Below are 25,225 nucleotides of genomic sequence, written 5' to 3' on the forward strand. Positions count from 1 at the left end.
AATCTATTCATCGACCAATCCGGAATCGGGGCCTATGCGGACAAATCACTTTCCTGATGAGCTACTCCAAGACGATTTACCTTGTTGACGACGATCAGGATGACCGTTTTTTTATCCGCGAGGCAATTCAGGACTCGGGTATGAATGTACGAATTACCGAAGTTGAAAACGGCTTCGACCTTCTTACGCTAATGAAGGAGGTTATCGACCCGGAGTCGTCGGTAATCATTATCGACATGAATATGCCCAAAATGAACGGGCTGGAAACGGTAGCGGCGATCCGTACAGACAACCGCCTCGCCGCAATGCCAATCGTCATGCTCTCTACCTCCTCCAATCCTGCACTGATACAGACCGCATATTTGTCAGGTGTTACGAGTTTTGTGACCAAACCGAGCACATTCGACGAATTTGCGCAGTTAGCGCGAGAGATAGGTGAGCGTTATTTATAGCCTGTCGCTTTTGTTCTATTTTTCCGCCATTGCCCCGCCGATCTTTGAAAGAAAAAAGATATGACGACGATCAACCTGTTCCTGCTTTTCTCGGCCCTCGCCAGCGGTCTCATAGCGGGCTTGTTTTACAGCTATTCCTGCTCGGTTAATCCCGGCTTGGGCGCCCTTTCCGATGCGGTTTACCTTGCTGCGATGCAATCCATTAATCGCGCAATACTCAATCCCGTGTTCTTTTTCAGCTTTATGGGAACACTTTTGCTCCTGCCGCTGAGCACCTATCAGCATTTCGGCACGGGAAGCCGCTTCTATATATTGCTAAGTGCTACATTGGTGTATGCCATCGGCACATTCGGTGTAACGGTAGCCGGCAATGTGCCTTTGAATGATGCTTTGGATAAAATCAACCTCGCCGGGGCTTCATCTCAGGAACTGGCGGCACATCGTTTGCGCTTTGAAATTCCCTGGAACAGGTTGAACGCGATCCGTACCTGGGCATCAGTTCTTTCATTTATCCTCGTATTACTCGCCTGCCTGACTACACCCGACAAATCCTGACCAAAAGCTGCTCATTCCACCCGCCCCCTTTCGTCGTCGGATGCATTATTGTTGTGGCGACGTTTACGCGCGAAGGTTTCCTTCCCGAATTTGTAATTCAAGGCAATGCTGATACGATGCGTGTCTGTTCTGTTGGACTGATCATAATCCGATTGAACGATACCGAATGACCGGCTGTGATAGACCCAGGAATGGAACAGGTCTTCAAAATTCATCGCGATCGTGCCTTTTCCTTTCCAAATCTTTTTCTGAATGCCGCCATTGACGCGGAACATATCTGAAATCTGCGCCTGAGCGTTGATGTCGCGGCTAGCATAATAGCCACCCAACTCCGCATTCCAGCCATTGCCGAGGTTGAAATAATTATTGAGTTCAAGGCGTGCCACATTGGTCGCGTAATTTATTGCATCACTGTATAACGGGCCTTCCATCGCAATACGCGACAACCTCAATGTGGTGCTGTTGTACCACCAGCTTGTGACCTGGCCGGATACGCTCGTGTTCAGCAACGCCATGTAACCATGGGCGATGTTATCGGGACGACTGATGAAAGTGTCGCCCTTCGCCTGAATGGTTGTAAAAAGTACATTGGTAAAGCGATTATAGCTCAGGCCCATGTTCAGAAAGCTTTTATGCTGGTATTTCAATTCCAGCCGGTCCTGATACTGCGGTAGCAAATGAGGATTTCCGGCACTGTAAGTGTATTGATCTTTATAAAAGACGAAGGGGTTCAGCATCTGATAGTTGGGGCGGTTGATCCTCCGCACCGCCATTAGCACAAATGCGTTCCTGTCATTCAGTTTATAATTGAGAAAAATACTGGGGAAGACCTTGGTGTATTTTTGGCTGAAACGTGTTGCCGGAACAGAGTCGTTGCCCAGCTGGTTGCCTTTCGCGATAGTATTTTCCAAACGCAGGCCCAGCTGCATGCCAAAACGTACCCATCGCTTTTCGCCACTTGCATAGGCGGAGTTGATGTTTTCACGGTATTGAAAATGGTTGGACCGGCGGTTGTCGATTACCGCATTACCGTCATTCGTATTGTAATGATTGAAAACAAAGTCATTATCCACATAGCTTGACTTAAATCCTGCTTCGAGACGTCCCTTATTCTTTAGTGGGTGCACATAATCAGCTTTCAACGTGTAGATATTGATTTCCGAAGGGGTACGATAGCGGAACAGCTCCCGGCTGGTAGGGGCACCATCTGCATTGTACCGACGGTTTTCAAGCTCTTGTCTGCCCTTGGTATGATAATTCAGATAGTTTGCGTCGACAGCTAGTTCGCGACCCTTATCGCTTATTTTGTGCAACATATTCATATTCAAGCTCGTGTTATCGCGAACATCCTTCGAAACTGTGCTCCCGTTTCCGGAGCTGATCAGCCCGTTTAATGCATTCCGTTGCGCACTTTCATAACTAAAATTGCCATTTCGTGAAGATCCATTAAGGTTAAGAATTGCTCCGATAGTCGTTTTGGGTGTAGCGGTCAGGTCCATTCCCAGGTTGATATTGTAGCCATTTCCAGCGGTTACCTGGTCATTTTTCAGTCCGACGCGTGATAGCAATGCCCTGGAGCCGTCATAATACCTGCGGTTGAAATCGTCTTTACTGTAATTCTTTTCATAATTATAACCCAGATTAGCGAACAGATTGAGCTTTCGGTGGTTGTAATTCAGGTTCAGGGCATCATTGCTTCGCGCGTACCGCCCCATGCTCCCGCCTACCGCGACGCTCCCCGTGAGCCCACCCGCGCGGGTCTTTTTCAAACGGATGTCGATCACCGCATTACCGGCCGCATCATATCGGGCAGGCGGATTATCTATCAACTCGATCTTATCAAGCACGCCGCCTGGCAACGATTTCAGGTAAGCGACCAGGTCGGCGCCGGACATATAGGTGCTACGCCCATCGATCAGCACCACTACCCCGCCCCTTCCGTTCAGACTGATTTCCCCGTTTGCGTTCACACTCACGCCCGGTGTTTTGCTCAGTACATCAAAGGTATTGCTGGTGGTGCTACCGATCATCGAGCTCACATTGACGATCGTACGGTCTATTTCCTGCTCGATCAGCGGCTTTTGGGCTTTTACCAACACTTCGTTGAGCTCGATACTTTTGGCCGGAAGCAGGATAATGACCGGTAATACAATGCTGGAATGGCTGGCATCGATCGTCAATGCGGTACTTTTGAAATCCTTCTGGCCCACCGCACTGATTGCCAGCACGTAGGTATTGTTTTCAAGATTAACAAAACTAAAATTTCCATTCATGTCCGTGACCTCACCGATTACGAGCGTTGAATCCGATGATTTAAGCAGGCGAACGGTTGCACCCGGCAAATTTTCATTCCCGGAGTCTTTCACCGTTCCGGAAATGGTGTTGGCTGTTTGGGCGAAGGCATTCGAACGGATCAGGATAGTTGTCAGGATTGCGAAAAACGTTTTCATGGCTGTTGTTTTACATAGTCGAATGATGAGGCAAATATTACCCGGCCTCGTAACCCCATGAAATAAATGTGTTGTAACTTCCCGGAACCGTGACGGAAACCGGTTTGGAGCTGACGAACCATTTCGACCCGGCGTAACGGCTTTCTGTCATGGAATCGGGCCGTTATAACCGTTTACTATCGGATTCCTGCTTTCGGGAAGACATATTTGCAGTGCCGTCGAGGCATGAACCGGATGATCCATGAGCAGCATTTTCAACAGCGACAATAAGGAGGCGACTCAAATCGGTATTTATGTGGTGCTCACTGCCGCAGCGTGCGTACCCGTTTTTTTCGGTATTGACACCTACCTGAACATCATAGGCGCTGCACATGATGAAGCCGTTGCCACCGCCGCAACGCTGGTGCTTTTCGGGTGCATTTACATCGGCCGGCATCTGGCCACAATATGGTCGGCCAGGCAGCGCGAAATCCCCAGAAATGTCCTGAATGGACTAGCAATTTCCATTGCCGTCTGTTTCGTCTGGCTTTTTGTCCATGTCGACTTGCAGTTTGAGACGTTCCGGGGCATTAATCTGCTGCTGTACTGGATCCCCTTCCTCATGATCGGGCTTTGCACCGGTGCATTGCTTAAATTATTCAGAATGAGCACGCGGAAGGAACTCGAAGCTGCCAAAACGCAAGCCGCGCAAAGCCAGAGCGAATTGCATTTGCTGCAATCCCAGTTGAGTCCGCATTTCTTGTTCAACACCTTGAATAATATGTACGGTCTTTCGATCACCCAGCATGAAAAAATCCCTGCGCTGATATTAAAACTGTCTGATTTGCTCAGGTATTCGGTGTATGAAGCGAACGAAACTTATGTCCCGCTCAAAGATGAATTGGCTTATATTCACAATTACATCGATTTCGAACAGCTTCGCATCGGCGACCGGCTGGAATTGAAAACCGACATCGAAAGTCTGTCGAGCAACGATATCCGGATTGCCCCGATGCTGCTGATCGTATTCATCGAAAATGCATTCAAACATTCCAAAAACACTTCAGCCCCAACAGTATGCATCGAAATACGGCTGAAAGTGTGGGGAAACTCCATTCTTTTTTACCTCAGAAATTCGCATAACCGGTCTGATATTAATGCCCAAACGGTTGAAAAACACAGTGGTTTCGGCCTTGCGAACGTACGGAAGCGGCTGCAATTATTGTATCCGAACCAGCATGATCTCCACATTGAAAATGAAGAAACCCATTACACCGTCAATTTACGCCTGAACCTCCGATAATATGACGCCTATTGACTGCCTGATCGTCGACGACGAGCCCATTGCGCGGGACATTATACGTACCTACTGTGCACACTTTCCCTACCTGCGCGTCGCGGGCGTGTGCGGGAGCGCGCTCGAAGCCAGGACAGCATTGATGCAGCAAAAAGTCGATATTGTTTTCCTTGACATCAATATGCCTGTGATGGACGGCATTTCTTTTCTCAGAACACTAAAAACGCCGCCGCAAATCATTTTTACGACCGCCTACAAGGAATACGCCGTCGACGCTTTCGACCTCGCCGCCTGCGACTATCTGCTCAAACCCTTTTCCCTCGAACGGTTCATCCTCGCCGTGGACAAGGCCATGGAAAAATTACAGCCAGCAGGCAGTCCATTGACCGCCTCCGGTGAATCAAAAGAAGATGATTTCCTTTTCCTGAAAGCCGATGGCAGGATTTACAAAGTCATGCACGACGACTTATTATATGCCGAAGCGAACGGAAATTACACCAAAGTACGGACCACCCAGCACACATTACTTCCGGCAATGACTTTTTCAGGCTTTGAAGAACTGGTCCCCAAATCGAAATTCCTGCGAATCCACCGGTCGTTTATCATCAACAAATCCAAGATAGACCACATCGAGGGCAACCGTGTGTTTATTCAACATACCGAAATCCCGATCGGCAGCAACTACCGCGAGCAGTTTTTAAAGCAAATCGGGCTTTCCTCGTAAGTTTGTACAGCAAAAAAGCAGGGTTTCCCCTGCCTTTTCGACAATCCTCTGAATAGGTAATTCGCTATTTATGAGCGGGAATCGCGAAGAATAAGCTCAATTGAATCACGCTGTTTTTGAAATCGGGATTCATGGCCGCATTCTTGTCGAAATCGCCTACTTTGGAAAAACCAGCGATATAGCGCGCTCCGATACCAAGCCCGAAATTAGCCTGATAGCCCAATCCGACGGCACCCGCCAGGTCAAGATTTTTGGCGAAATGATCGATCGTCTGATCTGGAACATCCTCTCCCGTTTTAAAAGACGCTTGTGGTCCGAGTTCGAAATAGAACCCGCCTTTGGCCCGGAATTTCAACATGACCGGAACCGTCACGTACGACGTTTTGAATTCCCTTTTACCGCCATTGTCAATTTTGGCGCCTTGCGTCGAGAACAACACTTCCGGCTGAATCGAAAACACCTGCCCGATTCCGAAATTCAGGATCCCGCCCAAATGGAACCCCACGAGGGCGTCGGATTCAATGTCACTTCCGGTATAGTTGCTGATGTTGATCCCCGCTTTCGGGCCGATGGAAAACGACTGCGCAAACGCCGCACTACTGAGCACCGACAGGAGAACGAGCAAAGAGATTTTTCTCATGGTTTTTGAATTTGAAGTGGTTTAATAAATGGACTCCATCAAACCCGCAAAAACCGTACCAAAGCTCATTACGGCCGAAGAATCAATGGAACCAACATTTCACAAAACATTCGGTATTTTCAGGCATACATTCTCAGAACCAATGAAATACCTGCAATTCCAATTCACCGGAAAAGGCCCGGATGGCCGGAACTACCGGTGTACTATGTTTTACGAACTGTCCATCGCCCCCGACGGAGCCAGTGCCATTGCCTACGCAGAACGTGCCTACCCCGGCTTCACCAACATTCGTGTCGCATCTGCGACAACCATTTCAGCGGATGAATATGCTTTCCACGTACGCACGATGTGCGACTCCGATACCTGGGGTTTCCAATTAGTCTCCTAGAATCTTTTTTAGCTTCGGCTGCTCATTCCACAGTCCCATCCTACTTCCCATTCTGAATGAACTACTTACAATTTTTCACAATAAAATATTCAAAAATCTCTTGCGCTTATCGATAATAACTGTACCTTTGCACCATGAATCGCGTACGGCGAATCATTTAGAGAGATGGCAGAGTGGTCGATTGCGACGGTCTTGAAAACCGTTGACTGTAACAGGTCCGGGGGTTCGAATCCCTCTCTCTCTGCAGGACATGATGTCAAAACATTCAAAAACCCCGTTTAAAGCGTTTAAACGGGGTTTTTGCGTTTTTCGGGCCTACCAAAAAATGCAAGAAATCTCAATGAAAATGTAGGGTATCGTGGAAGTGGCAAAATTGAACAAAAACTTCCACACCATGCCTACTAACTGGCTGATCAAAAGATGTTTACACACTAAACATCTTTACTTTCAATTGTAACAATTCGATTTTTGTTCATCTTAAACATTTTTTACTATGTTGGAAACAAGCTTCGGGTTGATTTTCTTTTTGAAAAAGCCCAAACCAGAATTAGCGGGTGGAATGCGCTATGTCTATTGCCGAGTCACCGTCAACGGCATCCCCAAGGACATCTCTACAAAGCGCATCTGGCATCCGTCGAAGTGGAGCGTGAGCGCCGGTAGAGCGACGGGAAACAAAGAGGACACCAAGACACTGAATGCCTACCTCGATACACTGACCTCCAAAATTTACGAGGCAAAGCGATCCTTGATTGAGGAAAATAAGGAAGTAACCTCAGAAGCGATCAAGAATATTCTTCTCGGCAGAACGGAAGGTGGAAAAACTATCCTGCCCATATTTCGCGAGCACAACGATCAAATCGCTGCTTTAATCGGAGCTGATTTCGCACCTGGTACATTAGAGCGCTATGAGACTTGCATGAGACACACCCGTGATTTCATAAAATGGAAGTACCAGGCAGACGACTTTGAAATCAGGAAGCTGGATTATGAATTCATATCGCAATATGAATTTTGGCTGAAGGCCGTAAAAAAAATTAGCCATAATACCACGATGAAGTATTTGGCCAACTTTAAGAAGATCGTGCTTCTGTGTGTAAAAAGAGGATGGCTGCAACGCGATCCGTTCTATGCTTTCAAATTTTCGAAGCGAGAAGTCGATCGGCAGGCATTGACCGAGCCAGAGTTGAAGAAGGTATGGGAAAAAGATTTGGGAGGCGGCCGCCTAGGTATTGTCAAAGATATCTTTCTTTTCTGCTGCTACACGGGACTTGCCTATGCGGATATATATAAGTTGAAAAGGACAGAAATTGCCGAGGGAATTGATGGCGGGAAGTGGATTACGACTAAGCGCCAAAAGACTGACACTCCGTCTCGGATACCTATTCTGCCGATGGCGATGGAAATCATGGAGAAGTATGAGGATCATCCTCAATGCGAGAATGAGAATCGGGTACTGCCTGTGCTTTCCAATCAGAAGATGAACTCCTATTTAAAGGAGATTGCCGACTTGTGTGGGATTAAGAAGAATATAACTTTTCACTTGGCGCGGCATACTTTTGCTACCACGGTGACCTTGACGAACGGGGTGCCTATTGAGAGTGTTTCTAAGATGCTTGGGCATCGGAATATCAAGACTACTCAGCAGTATGCCAAGATTGTTGATCGGAAGATCAGCGATGACATGGCAAAATTGAAGCAGATACTATTGAAATAGAGGACTCCGTTTCGACGTGCAAGACTTAAAATCCCGTGGGCCGAAACGCTCGTACGGGTTCGATTCCCGTCCTCAGTACGGAATAAAAGCGCAAACAGCTACTTATAAGCAGTTTGCGCTTTTTTACTTCACAAATGTTACGCAATCGGTTACGAATTTTGACTTATTTCTTCACTTTCATTATTCGAAAGCCAGAAATTATTACCAATGCTATCCCAAGTGACATAGCAAGTTTTTTCGACGAGAACATCGTATCTATCGTGATAATTGAGAAAAACCTTGCAATAAACCTTTTCCGGTACTGGAATACTAACAGGAACCCTATATAGCATTTTAAATGCAGAAAATTTCCCCCCGGCAATTGATACGGGATTCTTCGAGCCCACAGCGAATTGCCATCCCTTCCCCGGAAGCCAAATATCAACTGAGTAATGCACCTTCTTTGCGGGTGTCTTCCCTAAATTGTCAACTTTAAATTGAAATTCGAACTGTTGCGCAAGTATACTGTCATTCAAAGTTCTTTTGACTTTTTCTAACGAAGGTAGAACATCTTCTGGTTTTGCCGTGAACCTGGGATTGAAGTACTGAATATTCTCTCCTGTCAATGCGTCGACGGCGATGATCAGTGACAATTGATGAAATTCGGTATTTTTCCCATCGCTGACATTTGACGAATATATTGCGGGGACATTACCAACTATAATATCGGCAAGCTCTTCCTCCGAAACTTTGAGAGTTCTAAATATTGTGGCATGGACAGCACCAAGTTCAGCGTGAGCATTATTCAGATCATCCCACCGCTTATTCTGATCTCGCTGGTTCCGGCGAGTTGTGATAAAGTTTACTACTGAGAGTGTCAGGGCCAGAGAAGATATAATAATCGGTATCAAGGATAAAACTGACTGCATTGGAAAGATTTGTTTCAAATAATTTTTGACTAGCAATATTACTGAATATTAAACATTTACAAAGAACTCCCTAACGTATCTATAAATTACTGAATCGGTTCGAACCGGTTCCACTTAATCCTGCGCCCCACCTTTGTGATGTAAAAAAACCACTCATAGCACATGAGAACATCACAAGCTTACAACCCGTTTGAAGTCCTGGAATCAAGTCTAGACACGATCCTGAACTTACAGACTGACCGTAGCCCCGCTGTCGACATCAAAGCCGTTGCTGACCCTAGAAGCTTTCCCGAAATTGTAAGGCCTCAGCAGCTCGCGACGGCCGGCAAGGCAGAAACGAAGATCAAGTATAAGTTCGAGAACATCGACACCTCCGCATACAACGACATCGAGGATTTTATCAACCTGTTAGCGGAGATCCGGAAAGGCGGCGGCAAGCTAAACGGGAAAGAAGTCGTCGCAGCCGACCTGGAAGCGCTTGAACTACTAATCAAAACCTATCAGGAGGCGGAGGAAAAACAAAAACAGCTGATCGACGAATTCCGCCAGTTCCTGACTGCCACCACCGAAACCCAGATTGCCGACGCCATGGTGGCAGGTTTACAGGCCGGAAAGTCGTCTGCCGCGGACTTTGCCGACGACTTTGAGACAATTATGCGGAATGCAGTCGTAAACTCGCTGAAAGCGCAAATTATGGACGCGAAGCTGGCCGACTTTTACAAGAAGATGCGTGAGTATGCTTTGAGTGACGGAGTTATCTCTAAGGACGTACAGGCAGATTTGAAAAAGACTGGGACGGAATCATTGCCGGGTCGAAGCAGTTGGCCGATACAATCCAGCAGATCACCGGTGTGGATATCGCGGGTTCCGCGACTAATCTGAATAACTCGTTGTCTGGTTCAATAAGAGGGATGAGCGAGGAAACGGCTTCTGTGCTGGCCGGGCAATTCAACGCAATCCGGATCTACAACGCGCAGATGGCGTTCGACGTCCGTTCCTCGTTACTTGTCCTACCACAGATTGCTCAGAACACCTCCTATAATAGACTATTGGTGGATACTAATGACAAATTGGACCGGTTGATCGATCAAAGTAACCAGTCGCTGAGGGGGTGGGGCTTCCTAGATAAAGCAAAAATGGCAAATCCCTTTCTAGTTCGTTAGAAGGGGGAACTATTGCATTATACCGAGAAAGAATCCCGATACCTTGCTGAGTAACCCTCTAAAGTGAATTCCCCTTCCGCCGTCCGGCAGGCCTATCCTATTAGAAAAAAACTTCGCTTCCATTATATGGATGAATACAGTCAGCTTTGAGTCGTCCATGTCGTTGTAGGCGTTGATTCTCTCTTGAATGTATTTCTCATAGGCATCATTCCCATCTTTGTCCTCACTTTTGATGACGTCGAGCGTAGATTTTAGAAATGTCTGGGCACCAACTAGATATCCGGTCACTAAGAAGCCATCCATAAGAAGCGTAATTGGTATTTTGAGGTCCCCCAAATTAACCAGATCCACGTAGAATGTCAGAAGGTAGTCTGGTGCATCAAAATCAACATGCTCAGGAATTTCGGGTAGACCTTTTTCGGGATTTTCCATGATATTGGTAAAGGTGATTACTGTAACACTGGATGTTTATAGGCATTGACGAGACCGATTATCTGAGCAGAATTAAAATGACTTAAATCACCCCCTCTGAATTCTTTTTTACCTTCCCTGATAAGTCGATAACTCCAAACAGGACTTTCAAACTCCTGAAAGCAATAAGTGAGGACACAAGTATCGCGCAGAAGTTAACCCTATTAATTGCAATCAGATCAAGGTTTGCAGCAGAAATCCATGCAAAATAAAGCACAACGAAAATAATGCAGTATTCCAGAATTGCGGACTTGAAAACATTGATAATTGGCGTATAATGCTTCGAGGAAAAAATCAGATCAAGGGCGTCGGTCGCGTCGTCCATCGATTTTGCCTTAATGTTTGATTTGAACGTTACAATTATCGTAAGGGCCGCAAGGATGAAACCAGATAGAGATACACATGTCCCTATGATACTTGACAATAATGCTATCTGATCGGTCTTAGAGAGATAATTATACGGAATAGCGTCTATAAACTCATCGAAGAGCCAAATAGAGCATACTAAAATCAAATCCCACCTAATAGAACTTTTTACGTATATATCTAAGATGCGATTCATGAGTTCATATATTGAGGGTCCTAATTGACTCGCGTATTCTGGAAAACATGTGCTCGCTGACAATAGTTCGATGCTTCGGGCGCTTCTCAACCTCCACTTTGGCCTTAACCTTGTCCAGCAAAAAATCAAAATCGTGGAGTCTGTTATTCATCTCGGTATTTTCAGCACGGACGTCCACAGTTTCGAACATCTCCATCAAATTAGGATTGCGATTGAATGCGTTGAATAGCCTAATTAAAAAGTTCGAAGCTTCCGGAGTGGCCGGAAGGTGCCGATAGTCTATTTTCCAAGACATAGTTACGTATTCATTTTCAAACTGACGAGCAGCCACCTCCATTGCAGTAAAAACACCCTCATCAATTTCACGCAGCACGTTTACATTGTTTCTATGGACCTTGAGTACCATCTCTGAAATGCGATTGATAGATTGCATCATTCCCGCAAGATTGTCATTAATCAAGGGCACAAATTTCACAGTGGAAAGAAATTCGTTATTGCGGCCAACTACTTGCAAATAGTTGCATAAATCGCTGATTTTGGCACCATTATGATTATACTCTAACCCTACCCGAAGGCGGCCGTCGTATCTAATTATAAAGTGTGATGTCTCGACAACCCCTTCATCGGCCAGAGCTTCGATTTCTCGGCGCTCATCAGTTCGAAGGTTCTGAATTTCCGGGAATATCTCTGTATTGACCGATCTTATTTTGCCCAATATCTCATGCTCCTCAGGCCGAATAGTTATGTCCTGAATAAAAAATCTTCGATCAAACGACCTCAAATATCGATCAGGGTCGAGTTCGTCCGCCATTCTCCTTATGCGTCGGATGGTACTCATCCATGGGGTTTGCTCAGCACCATCGGGGAACTCTGGATGTCGTGTACATTGCAAGTCATAAAAGTGAACAATTCTGGAAACCCGTTGTATATGCTCGGGTCTAATTCGATTAAGGGCCATGTTATGTTTTTCGCCGCGCTACGGACGATTAAAAATTGCTTGATGTAATTGTGTTGATTAAAAAGAATTTTGAGCAGCTCAACTTTTGGCTACCAATCGTTTTAGGCTCTTAGATATATTCGCAAGAACCTGTAACGCGTAATAAGTAACAATCGACGAAACCAATGTTCCAATCGAGAGAACCAGTCCACCGCCGCTAATTTCCGTTTTTGACTCGAGGCCGTACGGAGAGTGCTGGGTAACTAATGCCGCTGAGAAAAAAAGTATGACGGCCGATATAATGCCAGCTACCAAGATTAACGTAGAAACGGCGCCAAGGCTATCTTCTTGGCCAAAATCGAGAGGCTGTTTTGAAAATTGTTCAAAAGATTGATTTTCGGTAGGGGTAGAAATGTTTTCCATTATAGAGAGGTAAGGTATGTAACTGCCCATAATCTTACCACAATCCTATCAAATGTCAAAATAGTTTTTATTCTGCGCAGACCGCAGGTCGTAAGGAATCGCCACATTAGTCGCTCGTTCCTTAATTTTGTTCTCGCACAACCAGGTCCGAAAGAAGCCCGTGCAATTGGAAATCTTTCCTTACGGCCGTAACTTCCGTTAACCAGTACTCCCGTTACGGTAGCCGCTTATACCCCCTTTGAAATCCTGAACCTACCCATGATCCGGTGCATCACACAGCACGGAAACCACTTTATCGTGCTGCAACGCTTCAACTGGCCAGGGATCAAGGAGGGCTTTGGCTTTATGGCCACACCCTACAAGGATGAGAAGTCCGGAAAAGCGCATGCCGCCCAGCTGCCTGGCAAGGAAGGAAAGCTTTTGAACCTGTCCGCCGATATCGAAAAGATCACCGCCCTGATCAATGCCCCCAGGTACAGCCTGTTCCTTTGCACCTTCCGTGAAGAATCCTGGAACAAAAAAATGATTAAATTGTATCAGCGGAATATGATATCTTACATCAAAGCTCATATGCCGGTCACTTCCAATGATTCCATCGTGATCCAGATGGATTTGAAATTCGGTTGGCTCAAAGCCACTGTCACAGCCAACGGGCCCGAGCATGAGTTTGACTTGTACGAAATGATAAGATAAGCACCCTTTTTTATATATGAATCAGTACCTGCTCCGACGTCAACACTGTTACGACATATCCCTTCGCAGCGATATTGAGCTGACTAAGGAGGTTTTTCCCAAAATCAAAGACAAACGGGTTGTTCAGGACTCACCAGTCTATGACCACATCAGCTCGTTCGCGTTTCCAGAGTATCCGGTCATCACCCGCGCGAGAACTGAGCTGGTTCTTTCTGAAATGGAATGGTCGCTGGATCCTGTTTACAAGAAGAACCCGGTCGAGCGCCGGAAGCGCCGGACCAAGATGGCGGATATCCGATCAGAGCGTGTGCTGGGTGACAGCCGCTCTTACGCGCATCGAATCCGGCAGAACAGGTGTCTTATTCCAGTAACAGGTACTTATGAGCACAGAGCTATTCAGAGTTCGGCCAAGAAAGTCCCCTGCTACATCTGGCCGAAAGACCGTAAGATGCAGTTTCTGCCTGGGCTCTTTCAGATCATTGAGTCAATTGGACCTGCTGGTGAAAAAAGACAGAATTGCAGCTTTGGTATGCCGACCCGGACGGCAAATGAGGTGATGTCCAACATTCACAATGACGGTGAATTCCATCACCGGATGCCGCTGTTCCTAACGCCTGAGCTGAAAGATTTTTGGCTTTCGGAGCATTTTGAAAACGCTGATATGCAGGCTGTATTTGATTTCATGTTGCCATCGGAGGCGCTGGATCATCGGACAGTTTTTAGCATTAGGAGCTCAAAGACGCGGCCGGACGGGAAGCCGAAGTTTGAATTTTGGCCATACGAGAATTTGCCGCCGCTAGGGAATGACAAACCGGATGAGCGCCAATACTCCATATTTTAGAAACTCAAAAAAAATGATTATCTAACGAATGAACCCTAACAACTAAGATGCCAACGCAAAACGCAACTAACCACGATGAACGTTATTGGTCAATATTGCAATACAACATTGACTGGTTACGTTTCTCCGAATCAAAAGCTACCGCAATACTAACCGTATATGGAATAATACTAACGATTGCTTACACAAATGCTAATTCGGTTTTTGAAGCAATCTCAAAGTCAAGATTTATCTTTTGGGCCACCATCGCATATGCCATAAGTACAATAATGTCAACAATATTTTCTTTCCTTACATTAAATCCAAAGCTAAAAAATAACGCTTCCAACTCAATTCTATATTTTGGAACGATATCAAAAAGCTTTTCCGACGCCGCTACATACAAAGCCCATGCAAAGAAAATACTTGACGATGATAATCTCTACACTGATCAACTTGCTGAACAGATATATATAAATTCGTCGATTGCTTGGACAAAATACAAACGCGTAACATGGTCGCTACGATTCCTTTTTGCTGGCCTGTTCATCATAGTCATTTCGCTAGTAACATACTTAATACAAAATCTGCAAAAATAATGCCAAACCTGAAAGCCAACGATTCGTATCGCGAAAAATACCAAACAAAGCATCATGGCAATAAACTCAAATCGCTTAGTGAATCCCTAATAACATCAAATTCAGACTACCCGACTTATTTGGAAGGAGAATACACAGTGGATTTGGCACTTCTATCTGTTGATATTTCAAATTTCTCAACAATACATGAAAAACTTGACGGGAAAAATTTATCGTAATATTTAACAAATATCACGACATGGTAATTCCTTGCATCTATGATAACAATGGCGTAGTCGAGAAAATAATCGTAGATGGAATTATTTGCATTTTTGGGCGCCCATTTATTAAAAAAAATATCTCACATTGCATATATTATGCATTCCAATACGCTAAGGACATTATTAAAAAGACAACGGGTACAGTATTTCAATCAAAAATTGCACTCCATGCTGGAGAGCTTATCTACTTTCACAACAAGACTGGACAATACGAGGAATTCACCGTTGTTGGAAAACCATTGACAGACCTATTCAGGTTAGAGGGAATAAGTGAAGACAATTGTATAAACCATTTCGACAACTCGATAGTTAGGTACTTTTTCAAACTTACTCCAGAAGAAATTGTGTATTGGAAAAACGGGAAACCAGCATGGCCACACATTAGTAAGGAAATAGTTCCACCAAAAGGAACGAATTATAATCAAATATTCAGGATAATTAAGGCAAAGTAATGTCAATAAATAATATCATAAACGAAGTAGAAATAGATATACTGGACGTTTTCCGGACTAATTTCGCCCATATCGATACAAAGGTTGTTCCTACTTCGGATGATCAGATATTAACGTTCGAAAGAAACGCAGAAAAGCGTGGTAAGATTATAGAAACGTGTGTTCTGTATATAGACATCCGCGATTCAGTAGAAATGAGTAAGGCGTTGAATGACACTTTAATGGGAAAAATTTATACTGCATTTATCAAGTCAGTAATAAAAATAGGAAGATATCACAGTGGCTCTACTAGGAACATAATTGGTGATAGAGTGATGATTGTATTTCCATCACAGAATTGTTTTCAAAATGCAGTTTCGTGCGCTATCTCATTAAACCATGTAAGTCAGCGAATCTTGAAAAAGACAATTAAGGGATTCGATTTCCGATGTGGAATCGGAATTGATTTTGGCAAACTGAAGGTCATAAAGGTAGGGATTCAGCGAAATGGGACCGAGCGAGCTGAGAACAAAGGCCTCGTTTGGAGTGGAAAGCCCGCAAACCTGGCTTCCCGATTAACCGATGTTGCAAGTAAAACTCTTGAAACGCACTGCGTGGAAGTTACCTTACAACGAAAGAATAATCCATACTTCATTCATTCTTATCCCAGGTATACCTTACAAAATCTTAAAAGACCAAGTAGCATATATTCACCTGTCCCCACGACAGAACGATTTTCACTAGAAGACTATGCCGACATATTTCAAGTTATGTCAACTGGTGAAATATATAGCCCGCAAGGAAAAGTCCTCGATATAAGAAAGATAGTTGAAAAGACAACTTATCCGCCAATTTTAATCAGCGAGCGGGTATTCGAAGGGTTAAAAGCTTCAAAGTCTACCTTGGTCGGGGACTACTGGAATGAACAGAAGAACAATATTAAAAATATAGACTGCAAAGTGTATGGTGCAGACGTCGCTCGTACACTTAAATAATCGATAGATATGCAAGTTAAAATGATAGCATCAATACGTCACTTAATCGTTAAATCGAATATTGACGTGAAAGTTGACGGTGGTGTTATCTCAACGGCTCAACACCGCCTCAGTCAGATTCTTACAAAAGACTTCTATGAGATGGTAGGAACTACTGAGTGTAACTTGTTGACCCTACATCCTTTTTACTTCGAAGAAAAACGTAAATTGGAAAAACTTCCAACTGAGGTTGCCGAAAACGCGCATTCATTCCTAATCGATTACTTGACATGCCTTTGGTTCATCAAAGATAATTCATGTAATTCTGGAAATTTTTTTGTCATAGCTGAAGGCAACGAACCGCAAACATTTTATGCTGGACAGATGCGATTTAATTCAAATTGTGCTGGAAATTTTAAACCGACTGAATTTGATGCTATTGAATTAAAAAAGGCTATGGCGTTCCATAGAAGATTGTCAAAGATATTTAAAATTGATCATCATGACGACGGAAGTCAACTCCAAAGAGAGTTAAGAGAAAGCCAATACAGTTACCAAGTAAGAGGATTGGTCAACGACGACGGACTTAATATTCTTGCTAGAGCTTTTCAGTTGCTTCAACAGGCAAGATCAACCTTCGAAATCCCGCTCAAAATTTCAAACTTAGTTATCGTCCTTGAATGCTTGTTCTCGTATGAAAATAGCGAAGTTAGTTATAGGGTGTCAGAAAGGTGCGCTTTCTTCCTCGCAAAAAAGCGCGACAAGCGCGAGGAAATTTTCGAAACAGTGAAAGAAGCTTATACAATTAGGTCACTCTACGTTCACGGCCAAACTATACCTCGTAAGAGAAACAAACTCGAGTTTCTCTTACCACTTTCCCAAAAGTTAGATGAAATTGTAAGACAAGCCTTTATAAAGTATATACGGGAGCACGAGAAGCAAAACTTGTCAGATGATGAAGTAAAAAAACAATTGTTCAAGGATCTATTATTCAAATAGACGTTGTCACTTATTTAGACGTCATAAATCGTGAGTGGCTAGTTGTAAAAAAGAACAATTCCAATGCTATATCCCTAGTCGAATATCAGAGCCCACGTTCCAAGCCGCAGAATGGAGATTATTAGGATATTTAGATGAATTTGATAACGCCGCCGATTATTGCCCTGGTACCTTCGTCAGTTATTAGTTAGTATACATTGAAAACAGCACCCACTGAAATTAGAAGCACAATGTCATTTTATCAGGGACTTTTTTACATCCTCATATATCTTTTTCTGCAATTTTACGCGCTCGTTGCTTCTCTCTATCTCGTCAGTTAACCTATTGATATCTCGATCAAACGCCCTGCTATTGCTATACTTGTCCAACGATTCAACCCGAAGTAGAGTTGACTGTTTTTCAAGGAACCTCAGTTCATACTCAGAGAAAGTAGGACGGCTGAACACTTCATGCGCATAGTCAGTACCTTTTTTCTTAAACATAAATATTTCAAAAGCAGAGCTGTATATCTGAGAGTTATTTTCTCTGGGGTCACTCTTAGCGGAAACTACCGTGATCAACTTGCTGCGAATCAATTTGGGCAATTCTAGCAAAGGGAGTGAAATAAAACATGAAAACGGAACAAGCTTAGATTTACCAGCAGCGATTCCAGTATTCGTCCAATGTATACTATTTTCAAATAGTCCGTTTGATTTAACAAGCGAAGCTGTGTCTGTTACGGAAGAAAAATCTTGTTGTCCATATGATAGCGACAACAATTCCGCCTTCAAATCACGGGTAGCCACCAATCCTAAATTGAATATTCTAAAAGTGCCTTCAAGCTTGATAAGCAACTCCTTACCCTGAAAGTAATATGTTGTTCTGGAGAGATTAAGAGAATCTAACTCGAGCAAAGGAGCATTAATTCGTTCTTGTAATGTGAATGCACGCTCTTGTAGGCGAGTTTGCTGACCTTGGAGCTCAATAATATTCTTATATACTTCATTGAAAGCATTCAAATACTGTCGATTAGCGTCAATATCCGCGTGTAAAGCCTTTCGACTAGTCAAACTTATGGTGTCCAAATTTCTGCGAGCATACTCAATCAGTATTTTATCTTTATACCTAGCCCAGTCCTTCTCTTTAAGCGCCGCTAAATATTGGGCGTTCAAAAGCGATAATTGAAGACTATCTTTCTTTTGAATACGGGCTAGCTCACGAAGATTCGCAGCGTCCTTCTGTACATTTTCAACTTGGCTTTTGTTGTAGGTAAATATTGCCCATATCAGCCCTAACGCTGTAGCCACATTTGCAAAATTTTGCCAGATCGGCCCAAAAGGAATTCCTACCCAAAACTTTCTAACTGCTTTGCCAACTTTATTGACCCAAACCTTTACTTTCATTGAAGCGAAGACGGCAGATTGATACCCTGCGATACGAACAAATATAACAATTCTATCGAACTAGATAAGCCCGAAATGCAGTCAAAAATTATGCTTTAATGACGCTACCCGTAAGTGACATACGTCCCTTGATCTGATGTGTCATTTACCCGAGATGTGCCACTCCTTAGGCTATAAACTGACCGCACCGAGATCATCCAACGGTTGACGGGCAACCTGGCTTCTTTCTCCGAGCGGATGCAAGGATGTCGAGATGGGTTAGACCTTACAATCTCTCCATTGCCTAACGACACCAATTATAGGAAACTTCAAGCTGCTTAGCCTTTTCTATGTTTTCAAGTCGCTTGAAATGAAGCCCCGCGGCATCGTCGCGATATTGAAATCTGTCTGGTCGACGTGAAAATGATTTCGAACAATTTCTGCCCGACCATAGTCATTTAGGACAAGGTAAGGTTCTTTACCCTCCCAACTGAGGATAAAATTGTCAGGCATTTCCACCATATGACAAGAATTATGTTCGTAAAAAGAAGGTGATTTCCGATTCAGAGGCAGTAGGAAAATATACTCAGGAATTTCCTACTGCCTCGGTAATCTACCTTTTCTAAGGCAAAACCGTGATCTATGGAGAGTCCGACCACCGAATCAAGTCCCTTTTCAGCTAAAAAACTTTGCTTCAATTGCATCTAGATACCCCTGGTAGAAGGCAAGACCAAGCTCAGCAATTTCCACAGGGTCTTTCTCTTTGGTTAACGGTACTCCAAAATGTTCAACTGGTGGCTGAAAAGTTGTTCCGTGGTTTGTCACAGCAATAGCATGGATACATGGTGGTATAAAGTCCGCTTGCACAGCAGGCCCATCGTATTCAGATACTGTTTTTTCACACAAATCTATCGTAATGCTCTTGAAATCAATAAATTTGTTTGGCTCAGCAGGACCGATTATAATAGTCTCAGGTTGTTGTTCAATAATTTCTTGCACAGAATGTGTGTCCGAATTTCTTGCTTGGTCAAGATATTTTAAAAGTTGATCACTCTTCCTCTTATTTACGTATTGACCTTTAAAAGGGTCAAATTTCGCTTTCGGGATAGATAACGTCTCCGCATTGGCTTTATTCCACGCCTTATCCAAATGATTCAGAAAGTCACTCCAACTCTTTTCATAAACCTCAAACCCAGAGGCATTTTTCATTTGCTCAATGTCGTCCTTTGCTCGGTTTAGTTCACCTTGCGCTTTCGGCAAATTAGTACTCATAAAATCGTATAGGTTAAAATATTCTTTGTAAACGGCCGACAGTCGAAAATGACCCGGCGTTTCTAAATTACAAGAATTTGTCGTATTAATCAAAACCCACTTACCGGCGCGGTCGCAGTCGACTTCCACCCAGGCCGCATTAGGAAACAGCTGCAAAAGCGTTAACGCCTCCGGGACCGATATAGCGCTATTGCAGTCCGAGAAATTCGCCGTCGGTGTCAATGGCACAAAACCGCCCATGAAAGACACGAATTCAAGGATGGATACTATGCATGGCATGCATATGATGAGTGCTGTTACCTGGTCAATACCACATGTTACCCTTTGGACTCGCGATATTACAACAACCATTGTGTTGGTTCAAAAATCCAAATCTATTATCTATATACGCAAGTTACGACTAGCTTCTTAGATCAGTATTTTATTTTGTCGAACCATCAAAATTGGGTTTTCAAAAAAGGTGTATTACGAAAAACTCTAAAAAGAGGTCATGACCACACCAAAGGATATTTGGCTTTTTGTAAACTTTGGTCGCCGTAGCATTTTTTTTAAAGCATTCATATAGATAGCGCGGCTTTGGTCTAGCTCGACCAGTTCTGATTTAAACCATTTGATATACCAGCTAATGAACGTGCGCACCCAGCCAACGACTTTGACAATCGTATCAATGGCAGATATCGTTTCCAGAAGGTCTTTCAAAGGTATAAAATTGTAGTATTTATCCAGAGAACAGGGTTTCTTTGTAAAAGGTTCTCTTAAAGATGTATCTATGGACAATGATTGGAAAAGCGAGATTATTGAGGCTTTGAAAGTAGGAGATATCCGAAAAGCACAAACTGTATTAATCCCTCATATCCCGAAAAAGCTTTATAAACACTTCACAGTCTCCGAATATACGCTTGATAGTCTTGATAGGGAGGCTATATGGCTGTCCAATCCATCCGATTTTAATGATCCATACGATTCATCAGCTTCGCTGATTTCTGAAACTATGAAGCCTAGTTGGGAAGATGAGTTAAGAGAATTAGGAGTAACACCTGAAGTGCTTAGCGCGATTAAGTTTGAGAAACAGGTATATGAGATGGCTCGTCATCGGGACAACATGGAAAACCTGCGTAAATCTTTGCGGGTTGCCTGCTTTTGTGAGGTTAATGATTCAATTTTGATGTGGTCTCATTATTCAAATCATCACAAAGGGATCTGCGTCGAATACGATTTGACGGACTTGGTAAGTACATCAATGCCTCCAAAGTGCTTTCTATATCCAGTGATCTACTCAAAAACGCTATTCGATACCAGGCCATATTTGAATGAAAGTTATGTCAATCCATTTGTTTTAATGATGTGCTCCCTTTATAAGTTTGATGTGTGGAGTTACGAAAAAGAATGGAGGCTAATGACTGCCTCGTTTGTCTTGCCAGAGCCAGGACACCTTCAAATTCCCAAACCAACAGCCATCTACATGGGCAGCAGGATTAAAGAAGAAGACATAGAAAAATTAAAAAAGAGAGCTGTGGAGAAAGGAATTAAACTTTTCAAAACAGATTTTGATCCGCTAGAATTCGCAATGCGCTTTTCAGAAATCAAGCTGGGGTAAAATGCGACTTGTAGCGTTGCTGTCGTGGTGATATAGAATCGTCTGCCGGCCAGAGGCCGCTGCAAATACAAAAGATGATGAGAATCCTACGGCGAGAAAACGCCAACCGATTGAGACTGTAAGCTTCCCCACATTCAGGACGGAGTAGAATTGCACTCGAAAAGACCGCGAATATAACGCGTAAGTAAACGGCCGTGCATCCGGACCGATAGCCGTTATAGCTAATCCTACTTGCATTTTTCTACAGCGATATGTAACTTATGGTTAAAAGACCATGGTGCACTCCTATTTTAAAATCCGCGATCCTTGGAATTTCAGACCGAACCAGTTCGAAATTGGCACGCCACTGATCAGGAGCTCTTTTCACGACAATCATTTCTTTTTAAAGCTTTGCGAGCTCAGAAAAGACGATTTCTCTGACTTTTACGATTTCCATCTTCGCCACTACCTTCAAAATGCCTCAGGCATTGAGAGCGATTTTCACAGCTACGTTTCTGATATCGTTTCAACGCGGATTGCACAACTAAAGCTCATCGATCCATTTTCCCGAAAAGCACTACGCGCGAAACAACAGACTGAGCGATTAAGAACATTCCAGACCTTTCTCCACTCGATCGACAAGTGGAACTCGTCACAAGCCTTGGAAGTGGTTATTGCAGAAAACAACAAAGAAATCGTCGGACTTAAACAGCAAATCATCAAGCTCAAGGAAGAACTCGACGCGTTTCGTCGTTATGAGACAAAGACCAAGATCGATATTCGCGACAAGCACCTCCCCACTTTCGTTCACCTCATCCATCAACTACAAGCGTTGGTGCTTCCTGACGAGCGTAGGCTTTTCAATTTTCAGGAACAAAGCGGCTGGTACAAACTGGTAAGTAAATATTTCACGCACGACAAGAAGCCCATCCCCATCGAAACGGCCCGCAATTATTTCCCCGTTCAGAAAGAAAAGACGAGCAAAGAAATCGAGGTCCCAGAGCATCTAAGGCTCTTTAAAATTATCCTGACCGGCTCGGAGCCAGGCTGCTGATGACCAGCTGCTAAGTTTGGTCATTGGAATCAGCCCTCTCCCGTTCACTTTTGCAAGCGGCCGGCGACCATCGTGCCGGAATGTTTCACAATAAACTTGCAGAACAATGAATGTAGAGATGATCACCAGGGAGGATCTGCAAAACCTGAAAAATGAAATCATTGCAGAGCTCAAATCAATCCTTTCGCAAGATAAGCCGACGGATAGCACCTGGCTTAGGAGTGCCCAGGTAAGAAAGATGTTAAGCATTTCACCGGGCACCTTGCAGAACCTTCGCATCCAGGGGCATCTTCGGTTTACCAAGATCGGTGGGTGCTTCTTTTACAGCCAGCGGGACATTGCTGCGATGCTTAACCCAAACGGCTCTAAGCGATGAAAAGGCTCAACGACGAAAGCGCCGCCATGGACATGGCGATACTTGAAGCCGTCAAATCCGATGACCGGCTGAACTCTTATCACATCAGCCTTTATACCGCGCTTCTTTACTACGGCAAAGGGATTACGCAACTCCCTTTTTATGCCAGTCGCCGGAAGCTGATGGGTTTTTCCAGGATTAAATCCGGAGCGACTTATCACAAATGTTTGCGGCAGCTGATCAGCTATGGCTACCTGGACTATCATCCTTCTTTTCACCCGCAACAGGGTAGTCGTATAGTATTGACCGGAACTACGGTTTCTTCGGATGATGATCGATGAGAAGCTGTTAATCGAGCTCTTCGAACAGAAAGACCGGAAACGCAGAGAGGCCTTGGTGGGGCTCTTTCGAGAAGACATATTTGCTAGCCTCACGCGTGCCAGAATCGCGGATATAATCAGCGCTAAATTGGGCAGGCCAGGGCTTATCACAGCAGAAGATGTTCGCTACTGCCGGTTTTACTTCAAGGAAAAAAAGACTGGGCAGATTCACAAGGCCGTGGATAAGACAATACGTAAGCCGGATCAACCGCAAGACGCTGAGAACATTCAACCCAGTGTTTTCAAGGTGACCGATCCGGATGAAATCAAACTGGAAGACCAATTTAAGTTTAAATCAAAACATTCAACCAAACAATGAAACGTGAATTCCATTTTATCGTCCAGGCCAAAGGCGGCGTAGGCAAAAGCCTGCATACCTATCTGAGGGCACTTTCGGAAGCGGAACACTCTTCTCTTTTTGTCGACCTTGACAGCTCAACAAAAACCTCGTCCAGGCAACTCGCCTTTCTGGGACAAGACCGATTTGAAGCCTTCTCCCTGCTGGACAATCGAGAAAGGTTAATGCGTGATCTATTCATTGGCTATGTAGAAAGCCTGGTAGATAGCCCCTTCGAGAAAGTGTATATGGATTTCGGGGCTCCGGAAAGTGAGCAACTACCGGCACTGATCACGCGTGATATCGATTTAAAGGAATGGTGTGATGAGCTAGGTATTAAGGCCGTCTTCCATATCATCATTGGTGGCGGCGGGGCGTATCTGGCCAGCATACAGTTTCTGGAAAAAATGAGGGCAGCATTAGGGTCGAAATTTGAAATCGTGATCTGGCAAAACCTCTTTGGCTTTAACCAGTTTCCAGGCCTGTCCAGAGAGCTCGAAGAAAACTGCACCGCACTCGGACTTGACCTCAGACGCTTTGGCGACTTTGAACCAGCTTCACTTTTGGGCGGACAGATCCTCGATGGTATCCGTAACGGCTATGCGCTGAAAGATTATCCACCAGGCGCAAGACTCAGACTGAAAAAGGAACTTAAAGAAAATTTCAGCAATGAATAGTTCAGAACCCAATCGTCTTACCCAGACCAGGGGCAAATATGCGGCCAAGTACGGACACGAGATCGATGACTGGTCCGCGTTGTTTCTGACCGAAACCCAGGAACATTTCCAAAGTCTGGAAATCAGGGTCGGCAAATCCATTGCAGCCATCGACCGGGCCGCATTGGAGCTGAAAGGCAGGAAACGGTTCTTGCAGTTTCAAGACCGTAACCAAGCGCTATTCTATGGCTTAGGCGTAAGCGCCCCTTACTCTATTGCAGGGATTGTCATTGCGGTCTTGTTCTATGTATTAATACGTCACGGGCAGCAGTATGTAGAGCGGCAAAGAATTTTGGACGAGTACCAGAATGCACCGGCTTATAAACAGATCATGGAGCAAGGAAAAATCGTCGAGTACGATAAGATGTTGTACCTCCAACTAACGCCTTTACCTAAGAAAGGTCAGCCTCAGATCGGCAAACACTACATCTATGACTCCCAGGGTAAACGGGTGTTAGTACCGTTAGGTAGCCGCTAAAGACAGCCTGTTTTTCAAACAGATTCGAACAAAAGCGAACAACTTCAAACGCTTTCGAACGAATTCAAACACTTTCAAACAAATCCGAATTTTTTAGAACGGAAGCGAACGCTTTCGAACAGTTTCGAACGTGGGCTGTGGTTTTCTCCCTAGCCAGCTATCGCCGGTACGTCGCAAAAAGCGACTCCCCGGCGGAGCTGGCCAGGAGAAACCCCTGGACCCCTGCTATTCGCCTACCGGCTCATAGCTAATCCCAA

The 25,225-nt window shown here is 44.4% G+C and carries 29 protein-coding genes and 1 tRNA gene; 21 read left to right on the forward strand and 9 right to left on the reverse strand.

Features of this window, described 5'->3' with window-relative positions; translation table 11 throughout:
• Positions 1 to 56 precede the first annotated feature (56 nt).
• Positions 57 to 452 (forward strand): response regulator, encoded by a 396-nt coding sequence (locus tag AC2YIT_RS17590; protein ID WP_487280018.1) that lies wholly within the window; start codon positions 57 to 59, stop codon positions 450 to 452.
• Between the two features lie 60 nt (positions 453 to 512).
• On the forward strand, positions 513 to 1,007 hold the full coding sequence (locus AC2YIT_RS17595) for an anthrone oxygenase family protein (RefSeq protein WP_487280019.1): 495 nt from the start codon (positions 513 to 515) through the stop codon (positions 1,005 to 1,007).
• A gap of 11 nt (positions 1,008 to 1,018) precedes the next feature.
• Here the strand turns inward: AC2YIT_RS17595 and AC2YIT_RS17600 are convergent, their stop codons facing one another.
• Positions 1,019 to 3,457: a TonB-dependent receptor gene (locus AC2YIT_RS17600; RefSeq protein WP_487280020.1), complete on the reverse strand. Its 2,439-nt coding sequence runs from the start codon at positions 3,455 to 3,457 to the stop codon at positions 1,019 to 1,021.
• A 241-nt stretch (positions 3,458 to 3,698) separates the two neighbouring features.
• On the opposite strand from AC2YIT_RS17600, the gene AC2YIT_RS17605 reads away from it, so the two are divergent.
• Together AC2YIT_RS17605 and AC2YIT_RS17610 are read left to right on the forward strand one after the other, a co-directional pair.
• Entirely contained in the window at positions 3,699 to 4,739 is a 1,041-nt protein-coding gene (locus tag AC2YIT_RS17605) for a sensor histidine kinase (RefSeq protein WP_487280021.1), read from the forward strand.
• Position 4,740: 1 nt separating this feature from the next.
• Positions 4,741 to 5,457, forward strand: a complete 717-nt coding sequence (locus tag AC2YIT_RS17610) for a LytR/AlgR family response regulator transcription factor (RefSeq protein WP_430849180.1) — start codon at positions 4,741 to 4,743, stop codon at positions 5,455 to 5,457.
• 64 nt (positions 5,458 to 5,521) lie between these two features.
• Here AC2YIT_RS17610 and AC2YIT_RS17615 read toward each other — a convergent pair whose 3' ends face one another.
• Positions 5,522 to 6,097: a porin family protein gene (locus AC2YIT_RS17615; RefSeq protein ID WP_487280022.1), complete on the reverse strand. Its 576-nt coding sequence runs from the start codon at positions 6,095 to 6,097 to the stop codon at positions 5,522 to 5,524.
• A gap of 28 nt (positions 6,098 to 6,125) precedes the next feature.
• Between AC2YIT_RS17615 and AC2YIT_RS17620 the strand changes: the two genes are divergently transcribed.
• From AC2YIT_RS17620 to AC2YIT_RS17630, 3 genes are all read left to right on the forward strand, one after another.
• The gene (locus AC2YIT_RS17620) at positions 6,126 to 6,485 is read left to right on the forward strand and encodes a hypothetical protein (RefSeq protein ID WP_487280023.1); all 360 of its coding nucleotides are present in this window, start codon (positions 6,126 to 6,128) and stop codon (positions 6,483 to 6,485) included.
• Between the two features lie 159 nt (positions 6,486 to 6,644).
• Positions 6,645 to 6,729 (forward strand) — tRNA-Ser (locus AC2YIT_RS17625).
• A 249-nt stretch (positions 6,730 to 6,978) separates the two neighbouring features.
• Positions 6,979 to 8,199: a site-specific integrase gene (locus AC2YIT_RS17630; protein ID WP_487280024.1), complete on the forward strand. Its 1,221-nt coding sequence runs from the start codon at positions 6,979 to 6,981 to the stop codon at positions 8,197 to 8,199.
• Positions 8,200 to 8,348: 149 nt separating this feature from the next.
• On the opposite strand, the gene AC2YIT_RS17635 is transcribed toward AC2YIT_RS17630, so the two are convergent.
• On the reverse strand, positions 8,349 to 9,107 hold the full coding sequence (locus tag AC2YIT_RS17635; RefSeq protein ID WP_487280025.1) for a hypothetical protein: 759 nt from the start codon (positions 9,105 to 9,107) through the stop codon (positions 8,349 to 8,351).
• Between the two features lie 162 nt (positions 9,108 to 9,269).
• On the opposite strand from AC2YIT_RS17635, the gene AC2YIT_RS17640 reads away from it, so the two are divergent.
• A complete protein-coding gene (locus AC2YIT_RS17640; protein WP_487280026.1) occupies positions 9,270 to 9,989 on the forward strand; it encodes a hypothetical protein in 720 nt (239 codons plus the stop codon).
• 290 nt (positions 9,990 to 10,279) lie between these two features.
• Here AC2YIT_RS17640 and AC2YIT_RS17645 read toward each other — a convergent pair whose 3' ends face one another.
• The 3 genes from AC2YIT_RS17645 to AC2YIT_RS17655 form a co-directional block, all read right to left on the reverse strand.
• Positions 10,280 to 10,702 (reverse strand): hypothetical protein, encoded by a 423-nt coding sequence (locus tag AC2YIT_RS17645; protein ID WP_487280027.1) that lies wholly within the window; start codon positions 10,700 to 10,702, stop codon positions 10,280 to 10,282.
• Between the two features lie 605 nt (positions 10,703 to 11,307).
• The gene (locus AC2YIT_RS17650; RefSeq protein ID WP_487280028.1) at positions 11,308 to 12,114 is read right to left on the reverse strand and encodes a hypothetical protein; all 807 of its coding nucleotides are present in this window, start codon (positions 12,112 to 12,114) and stop codon (positions 11,308 to 11,310) included.
• Positions 12,115 to 12,339: 225 nt separating this feature from the next.
• Positions 12,340 to 12,663 carry a hypothetical protein gene (locus tag AC2YIT_RS17655; RefSeq protein ID WP_487280029.1) on the reverse strand — a complete coding sequence of 108 codons (324 nt, stop codon included), beginning with the start codon at positions 12,661 to 12,663 and terminating at the stop codon, positions 12,340 to 12,342.
• Between the two features lie 258 nt (positions 12,664 to 12,921).
• Between AC2YIT_RS17655 and AC2YIT_RS17660 the strand changes: the two genes are divergently transcribed.
• From AC2YIT_RS17660 to AC2YIT_RS17685, 6 genes are all read left to right on the forward strand, one after another.
• Complete coding sequence (locus AC2YIT_RS17660; RefSeq protein ID WP_487280030.1) at positions 12,922 to 13,356, forward strand: hypothetical protein; 435 nt, start codon at positions 12,922 to 12,924, stop codon at positions 13,354 to 13,356.
• Positions 13,357 to 13,372: 16 nt separating this feature from the next.
• On the forward strand, positions 13,373 to 14,197 hold the full coding sequence (locus AC2YIT_RS17665; protein ID WP_487280031.1) for an SOS response-associated peptidase: 825 nt from the start codon (positions 13,373 to 13,375) through the stop codon (positions 14,195 to 14,197).
• A 47-nt stretch (positions 14,198 to 14,244) separates the two neighbouring features.
• Positions 14,245 to 14,775: a Pycsar system effector family protein gene (locus AC2YIT_RS17670; protein ID WP_487280032.1), complete on the forward strand. Its 531-nt coding sequence runs from the start codon at positions 14,245 to 14,247 to the stop codon at positions 14,773 to 14,775.
• Between the two features lie 238 nt (positions 14,776 to 15,013).
• Positions 15,014 to 15,487 (forward strand): nucleotidyl cyclase domain-containing protein, encoded by a 474-nt coding sequence (locus tag AC2YIT_RS17675; protein WP_487280033.1) that lies wholly within the window; start codon positions 15,014 to 15,016, stop codon positions 15,485 to 15,487.
• Positions 15,487 to 16,461, forward strand: coding sequence for an adenylate/guanylate cyclase domain-containing protein (locus tag AC2YIT_RS17680; RefSeq protein WP_487280034.1), 975 nt, complete (start codon positions 15,487 to 15,489; stop codon positions 16,459 to 16,461). The genes AC2YIT_RS17675 and AC2YIT_RS17680 overlap by 1 nt, the downstream gene beginning before the upstream one ends.
• Before the next feature lie 9 nt (positions 16,462 to 16,470).
• Entirely contained in the window at positions 16,471 to 17,439 is a 969-nt protein-coding gene (locus tag AC2YIT_RS17685; RefSeq protein ID WP_487280035.1) for a hypothetical protein, read from the forward strand.
• A gap of 233 nt (positions 17,440 to 17,672) precedes the next feature.
• Here AC2YIT_RS17685 and AC2YIT_RS17690 read toward each other — a convergent pair whose 3' ends face one another.
• The 3 genes from AC2YIT_RS17690 to AC2YIT_RS17700 form a co-directional block, all read right to left on the reverse strand.
• Complete coding sequence (locus AC2YIT_RS17690) at positions 17,673 to 18,821, reverse strand: hypothetical protein (protein ID WP_487280036.1); 1,149 nt, start codon at positions 18,819 to 18,821, stop codon at positions 17,673 to 17,675.
• A 654-nt stretch (positions 18,822 to 19,475) separates the two neighbouring features.
• On the reverse strand, positions 19,476 to 20,312 hold the full coding sequence (locus AC2YIT_RS17695; RefSeq protein ID WP_487280037.1) for a hypothetical protein: 837 nt from the start codon (positions 20,310 to 20,312) through the stop codon (positions 19,476 to 19,478).
• A 237-nt stretch (positions 20,313 to 20,549) separates the two neighbouring features.
• Positions 20,550 to 20,771: a hypothetical protein gene (locus AC2YIT_RS17700; protein WP_487280038.1), complete on the reverse strand. Its 222-nt coding sequence runs from the start codon at positions 20,769 to 20,771 to the stop codon at positions 20,550 to 20,552.
• A gap of 70 nt (positions 20,772 to 20,841) precedes the next feature.
• Between AC2YIT_RS17700 and AC2YIT_RS17705 the strand changes: the two genes are divergently transcribed.
• The 7 genes from AC2YIT_RS17705 (at position 20,842) to AC2YIT_RS17735 (ending at position 24,968) form a co-directional block, all read left to right on the forward strand.
• A complete protein-coding gene (locus tag AC2YIT_RS17705) occupies positions 20,842 to 21,669 on the forward strand; it encodes a DUF2971 domain-containing protein (RefSeq protein ID WP_487280039.1) in 828 nt (275 codons plus the stop codon).
• A gap of 274 nt (positions 21,670 to 21,943) precedes the next feature.
• Positions 21,944 to 22,702, forward strand: a complete 759-nt coding sequence (locus tag AC2YIT_RS17710) for a hypothetical protein (protein WP_487280040.1) — start codon at positions 21,944 to 21,946, stop codon at positions 22,700 to 22,702.
• A gap of 106 nt (positions 22,703 to 22,808) precedes the next feature.
• Positions 22,809 to 23,078, forward strand: a complete 270-nt coding sequence (locus tag AC2YIT_RS17715; protein ID WP_487280041.1) for a helix-turn-helix domain-containing protein — start codon at positions 22,809 to 22,811, stop codon at positions 23,076 to 23,078.
• Positions 23,075 to 23,398, forward strand: a complete 324-nt coding sequence (locus AC2YIT_RS17720; RefSeq protein WP_487280042.1) for a hypothetical protein — start codon at positions 23,075 to 23,077, stop codon at positions 23,396 to 23,398. The genes AC2YIT_RS17715 and AC2YIT_RS17720 overlap by 4 nt, the downstream gene beginning before the upstream one ends.
• The gene (locus AC2YIT_RS17725; RefSeq protein ID WP_487280043.1) at positions 23,385 to 23,756 is read left to right on the forward strand and encodes a hypothetical protein; all 372 of its coding nucleotides are present in this window, start codon (positions 23,385 to 23,387) and stop codon (positions 23,754 to 23,756) included. Before AC2YIT_RS17720 ends, AC2YIT_RS17725 begins: the two co-directional genes overlap by 14 nt.
• The gene (locus tag AC2YIT_RS17730; RefSeq protein WP_487280044.1) at positions 23,753 to 24,451 is read left to right on the forward strand and encodes a P-loop NTPase family protein; all 699 of its coding nucleotides are present in this window, start codon (positions 23,753 to 23,755) and stop codon (positions 24,449 to 24,451) included. Before AC2YIT_RS17725 ends, AC2YIT_RS17730 begins: the two co-directional genes overlap by 4 nt.
• Complete coding sequence (locus AC2YIT_RS17735; protein ID WP_487280045.1) at positions 24,444 to 24,968, forward strand: hypothetical protein; 525 nt, start codon at positions 24,444 to 24,446, stop codon at positions 24,966 to 24,968. The genes AC2YIT_RS17730 and AC2YIT_RS17735 overlap by 8 nt, the downstream gene beginning before the upstream one ends.
• Positions 24,969 to 25,225 lie beyond the last annotated feature (257 nt).

Source organism: Dyadobacter sp. SRI_021 (assembly GCF_057586235.1).

Coding starts and splice junctions, on each gene's coding strand:
- AC2YIT_RS17590 (WP_487280018.1), top strand. CDS start 57: ATGAGCTACTCCAAGACGATTTACCTTGTTGACGACGATCAGGATGAC.
- AC2YIT_RS17595 (WP_487280019.1), top strand. CDS start 513: ATGACGACGATCAACCTGTTCCTGCTTTTCTCGGCCCTCGCCAGCGGT.
- AC2YIT_RS17600 (WP_487280020.1), bottom strand. CDS start 3,457: ATGAAAACGTTTTTCGCAATCCTGACAACTATCCTGATCCGTTCGAAT.
- AC2YIT_RS17605 (WP_487280021.1), top strand. CDS start 3,699: ATGAGCAGCATTTTCAACAGCGACAATAAGGAGGCGACTCAAATCGGT.
- AC2YIT_RS17610 (WP_430849180.1), top strand. CDS start 4,741: ATGACGCCTATTGACTGCCTGATCGTCGACGACGAGCCCATTGCGCGG.
- AC2YIT_RS17615 (WP_487280022.1), bottom strand. CDS start 6,097: ATGAGAAAAATCTCTTTGCTCGTTCTCCTGTCGGTGCTCAGTAGTGCG.
- AC2YIT_RS17620 (WP_487280023.1), top strand. CDS start 6,126: ATGGACTCCATCAAACCCGCAAAAACCGTACCAAAGCTCATTACGGCC.
- AC2YIT_RS17630 (WP_487280024.1), top strand. CDS start 6,979: ATGTTGGAAACAAGCTTCGGGTTGATTTTCTTTTTGAAAAAGCCCAAA.
- AC2YIT_RS17635 (WP_487280025.1), bottom strand. CDS start 9,107: ATGCAGTCAGTTTTATCCTTGATACCGATTATTATATCTTCTCTGGCC.
- AC2YIT_RS17640 (WP_487280026.1), top strand. CDS start 9,270: ATGAGAACATCACAAGCTTACAACCCGTTTGAAGTCCTGGAATCAAGT.
- AC2YIT_RS17645 (WP_487280027.1), bottom strand. CDS start 10,702: ATGGAAAATCCCGAAAAAGGTCTACCCGAAATTCCTGAGCATGTTGAT.
- AC2YIT_RS17650 (WP_487280028.1), bottom strand. CDS start 12,114: ATGGCGGACGAACTCGACCCTGATCGATATTTGAGGTCGTTTGATCGA.
- AC2YIT_RS17655 (WP_487280029.1), bottom strand. CDS start 12,663: ATGGAAAACATTTCTACCCCTACCGAAAATCAATCTTTTGAACAATTT.
- AC2YIT_RS17660 (WP_487280030.1), top strand. CDS start 12,922: ATGATCCGGTGCATCACACAGCACGGAAACCACTTTATCGTGCTGCAA.
- AC2YIT_RS17665 (WP_487280031.1), top strand. CDS start 13,373: ATGAATCAGTACCTGCTCCGACGTCAACACTGTTACGACATATCCCTT.
- AC2YIT_RS17670 (WP_487280032.1), top strand. CDS start 14,245: ATGCCAACGCAAAACGCAACTAACCACGATGAACGTTATTGGTCAATA.
- AC2YIT_RS17675 (WP_487280033.1), top strand. CDS start 15,014: ATGGTAATTCCTTGCATCTATGATAACAATGGCGTAGTCGAGAAAATA.
- AC2YIT_RS17680 (WP_487280034.1), top strand. CDS start 15,487: ATGTCAATAAATAATATCATAAACGAAGTAGAAATAGATATACTGGAC.
- AC2YIT_RS17685 (WP_487280035.1), top strand. CDS start 16,471: ATGCAAGTTAAAATGATAGCATCAATACGTCACTTAATCGTTAAATCG.
- AC2YIT_RS17690 (WP_487280036.1), bottom strand. CDS start 18,821: ATGAAAGTAAAGGTTTGGGTCAATAAAGTTGGCAAAGCAGTTAGAAAG.
- AC2YIT_RS17695 (WP_487280037.1), bottom strand. CDS start 20,312: ATGGGCGGTTTTGTGCCATTGACACCGACGGCGAATTTCTCGGACTGC.
- AC2YIT_RS17705 (WP_487280039.1), top strand. CDS start 20,842: ATGGACAATGATTGGAAAAGCGAGATTATTGAGGCTTTGAAAGTAGGA.
- AC2YIT_RS17710 (WP_487280040.1), top strand. CDS start 21,944: ATGGTGCACTCCTATTTTAAAATCCGCGATCCTTGGAATTTCAGACCG.
- AC2YIT_RS17715 (WP_487280041.1), top strand. CDS start 22,809: ATGAATGTAGAGATGATCACCAGGGAGGATCTGCAAAACCTGAAAAAT.
- AC2YIT_RS17720 (WP_487280042.1), top strand. CDS start 23,075: ATGAAAAGGCTCAACGACGAAAGCGCCGCCATGGACATGGCGATACTT.
- AC2YIT_RS17725 (WP_487280043.1), top strand. CDS start 23,385: ATGATGATCGATGAGAAGCTGTTAATCGAGCTCTTCGAACAGAAAGAC.
- AC2YIT_RS17730 (WP_487280044.1), top strand. CDS start 23,753: ATGAAACGTGAATTCCATTTTATCGTCCAGGCCAAAGGCGGCGTAGGC.
- AC2YIT_RS17735 (WP_487280045.1), top strand. CDS start 24,444: ATGAATAGTTCAGAACCCAATCGTCTTACCCAGACCAGGGGCAAATAT.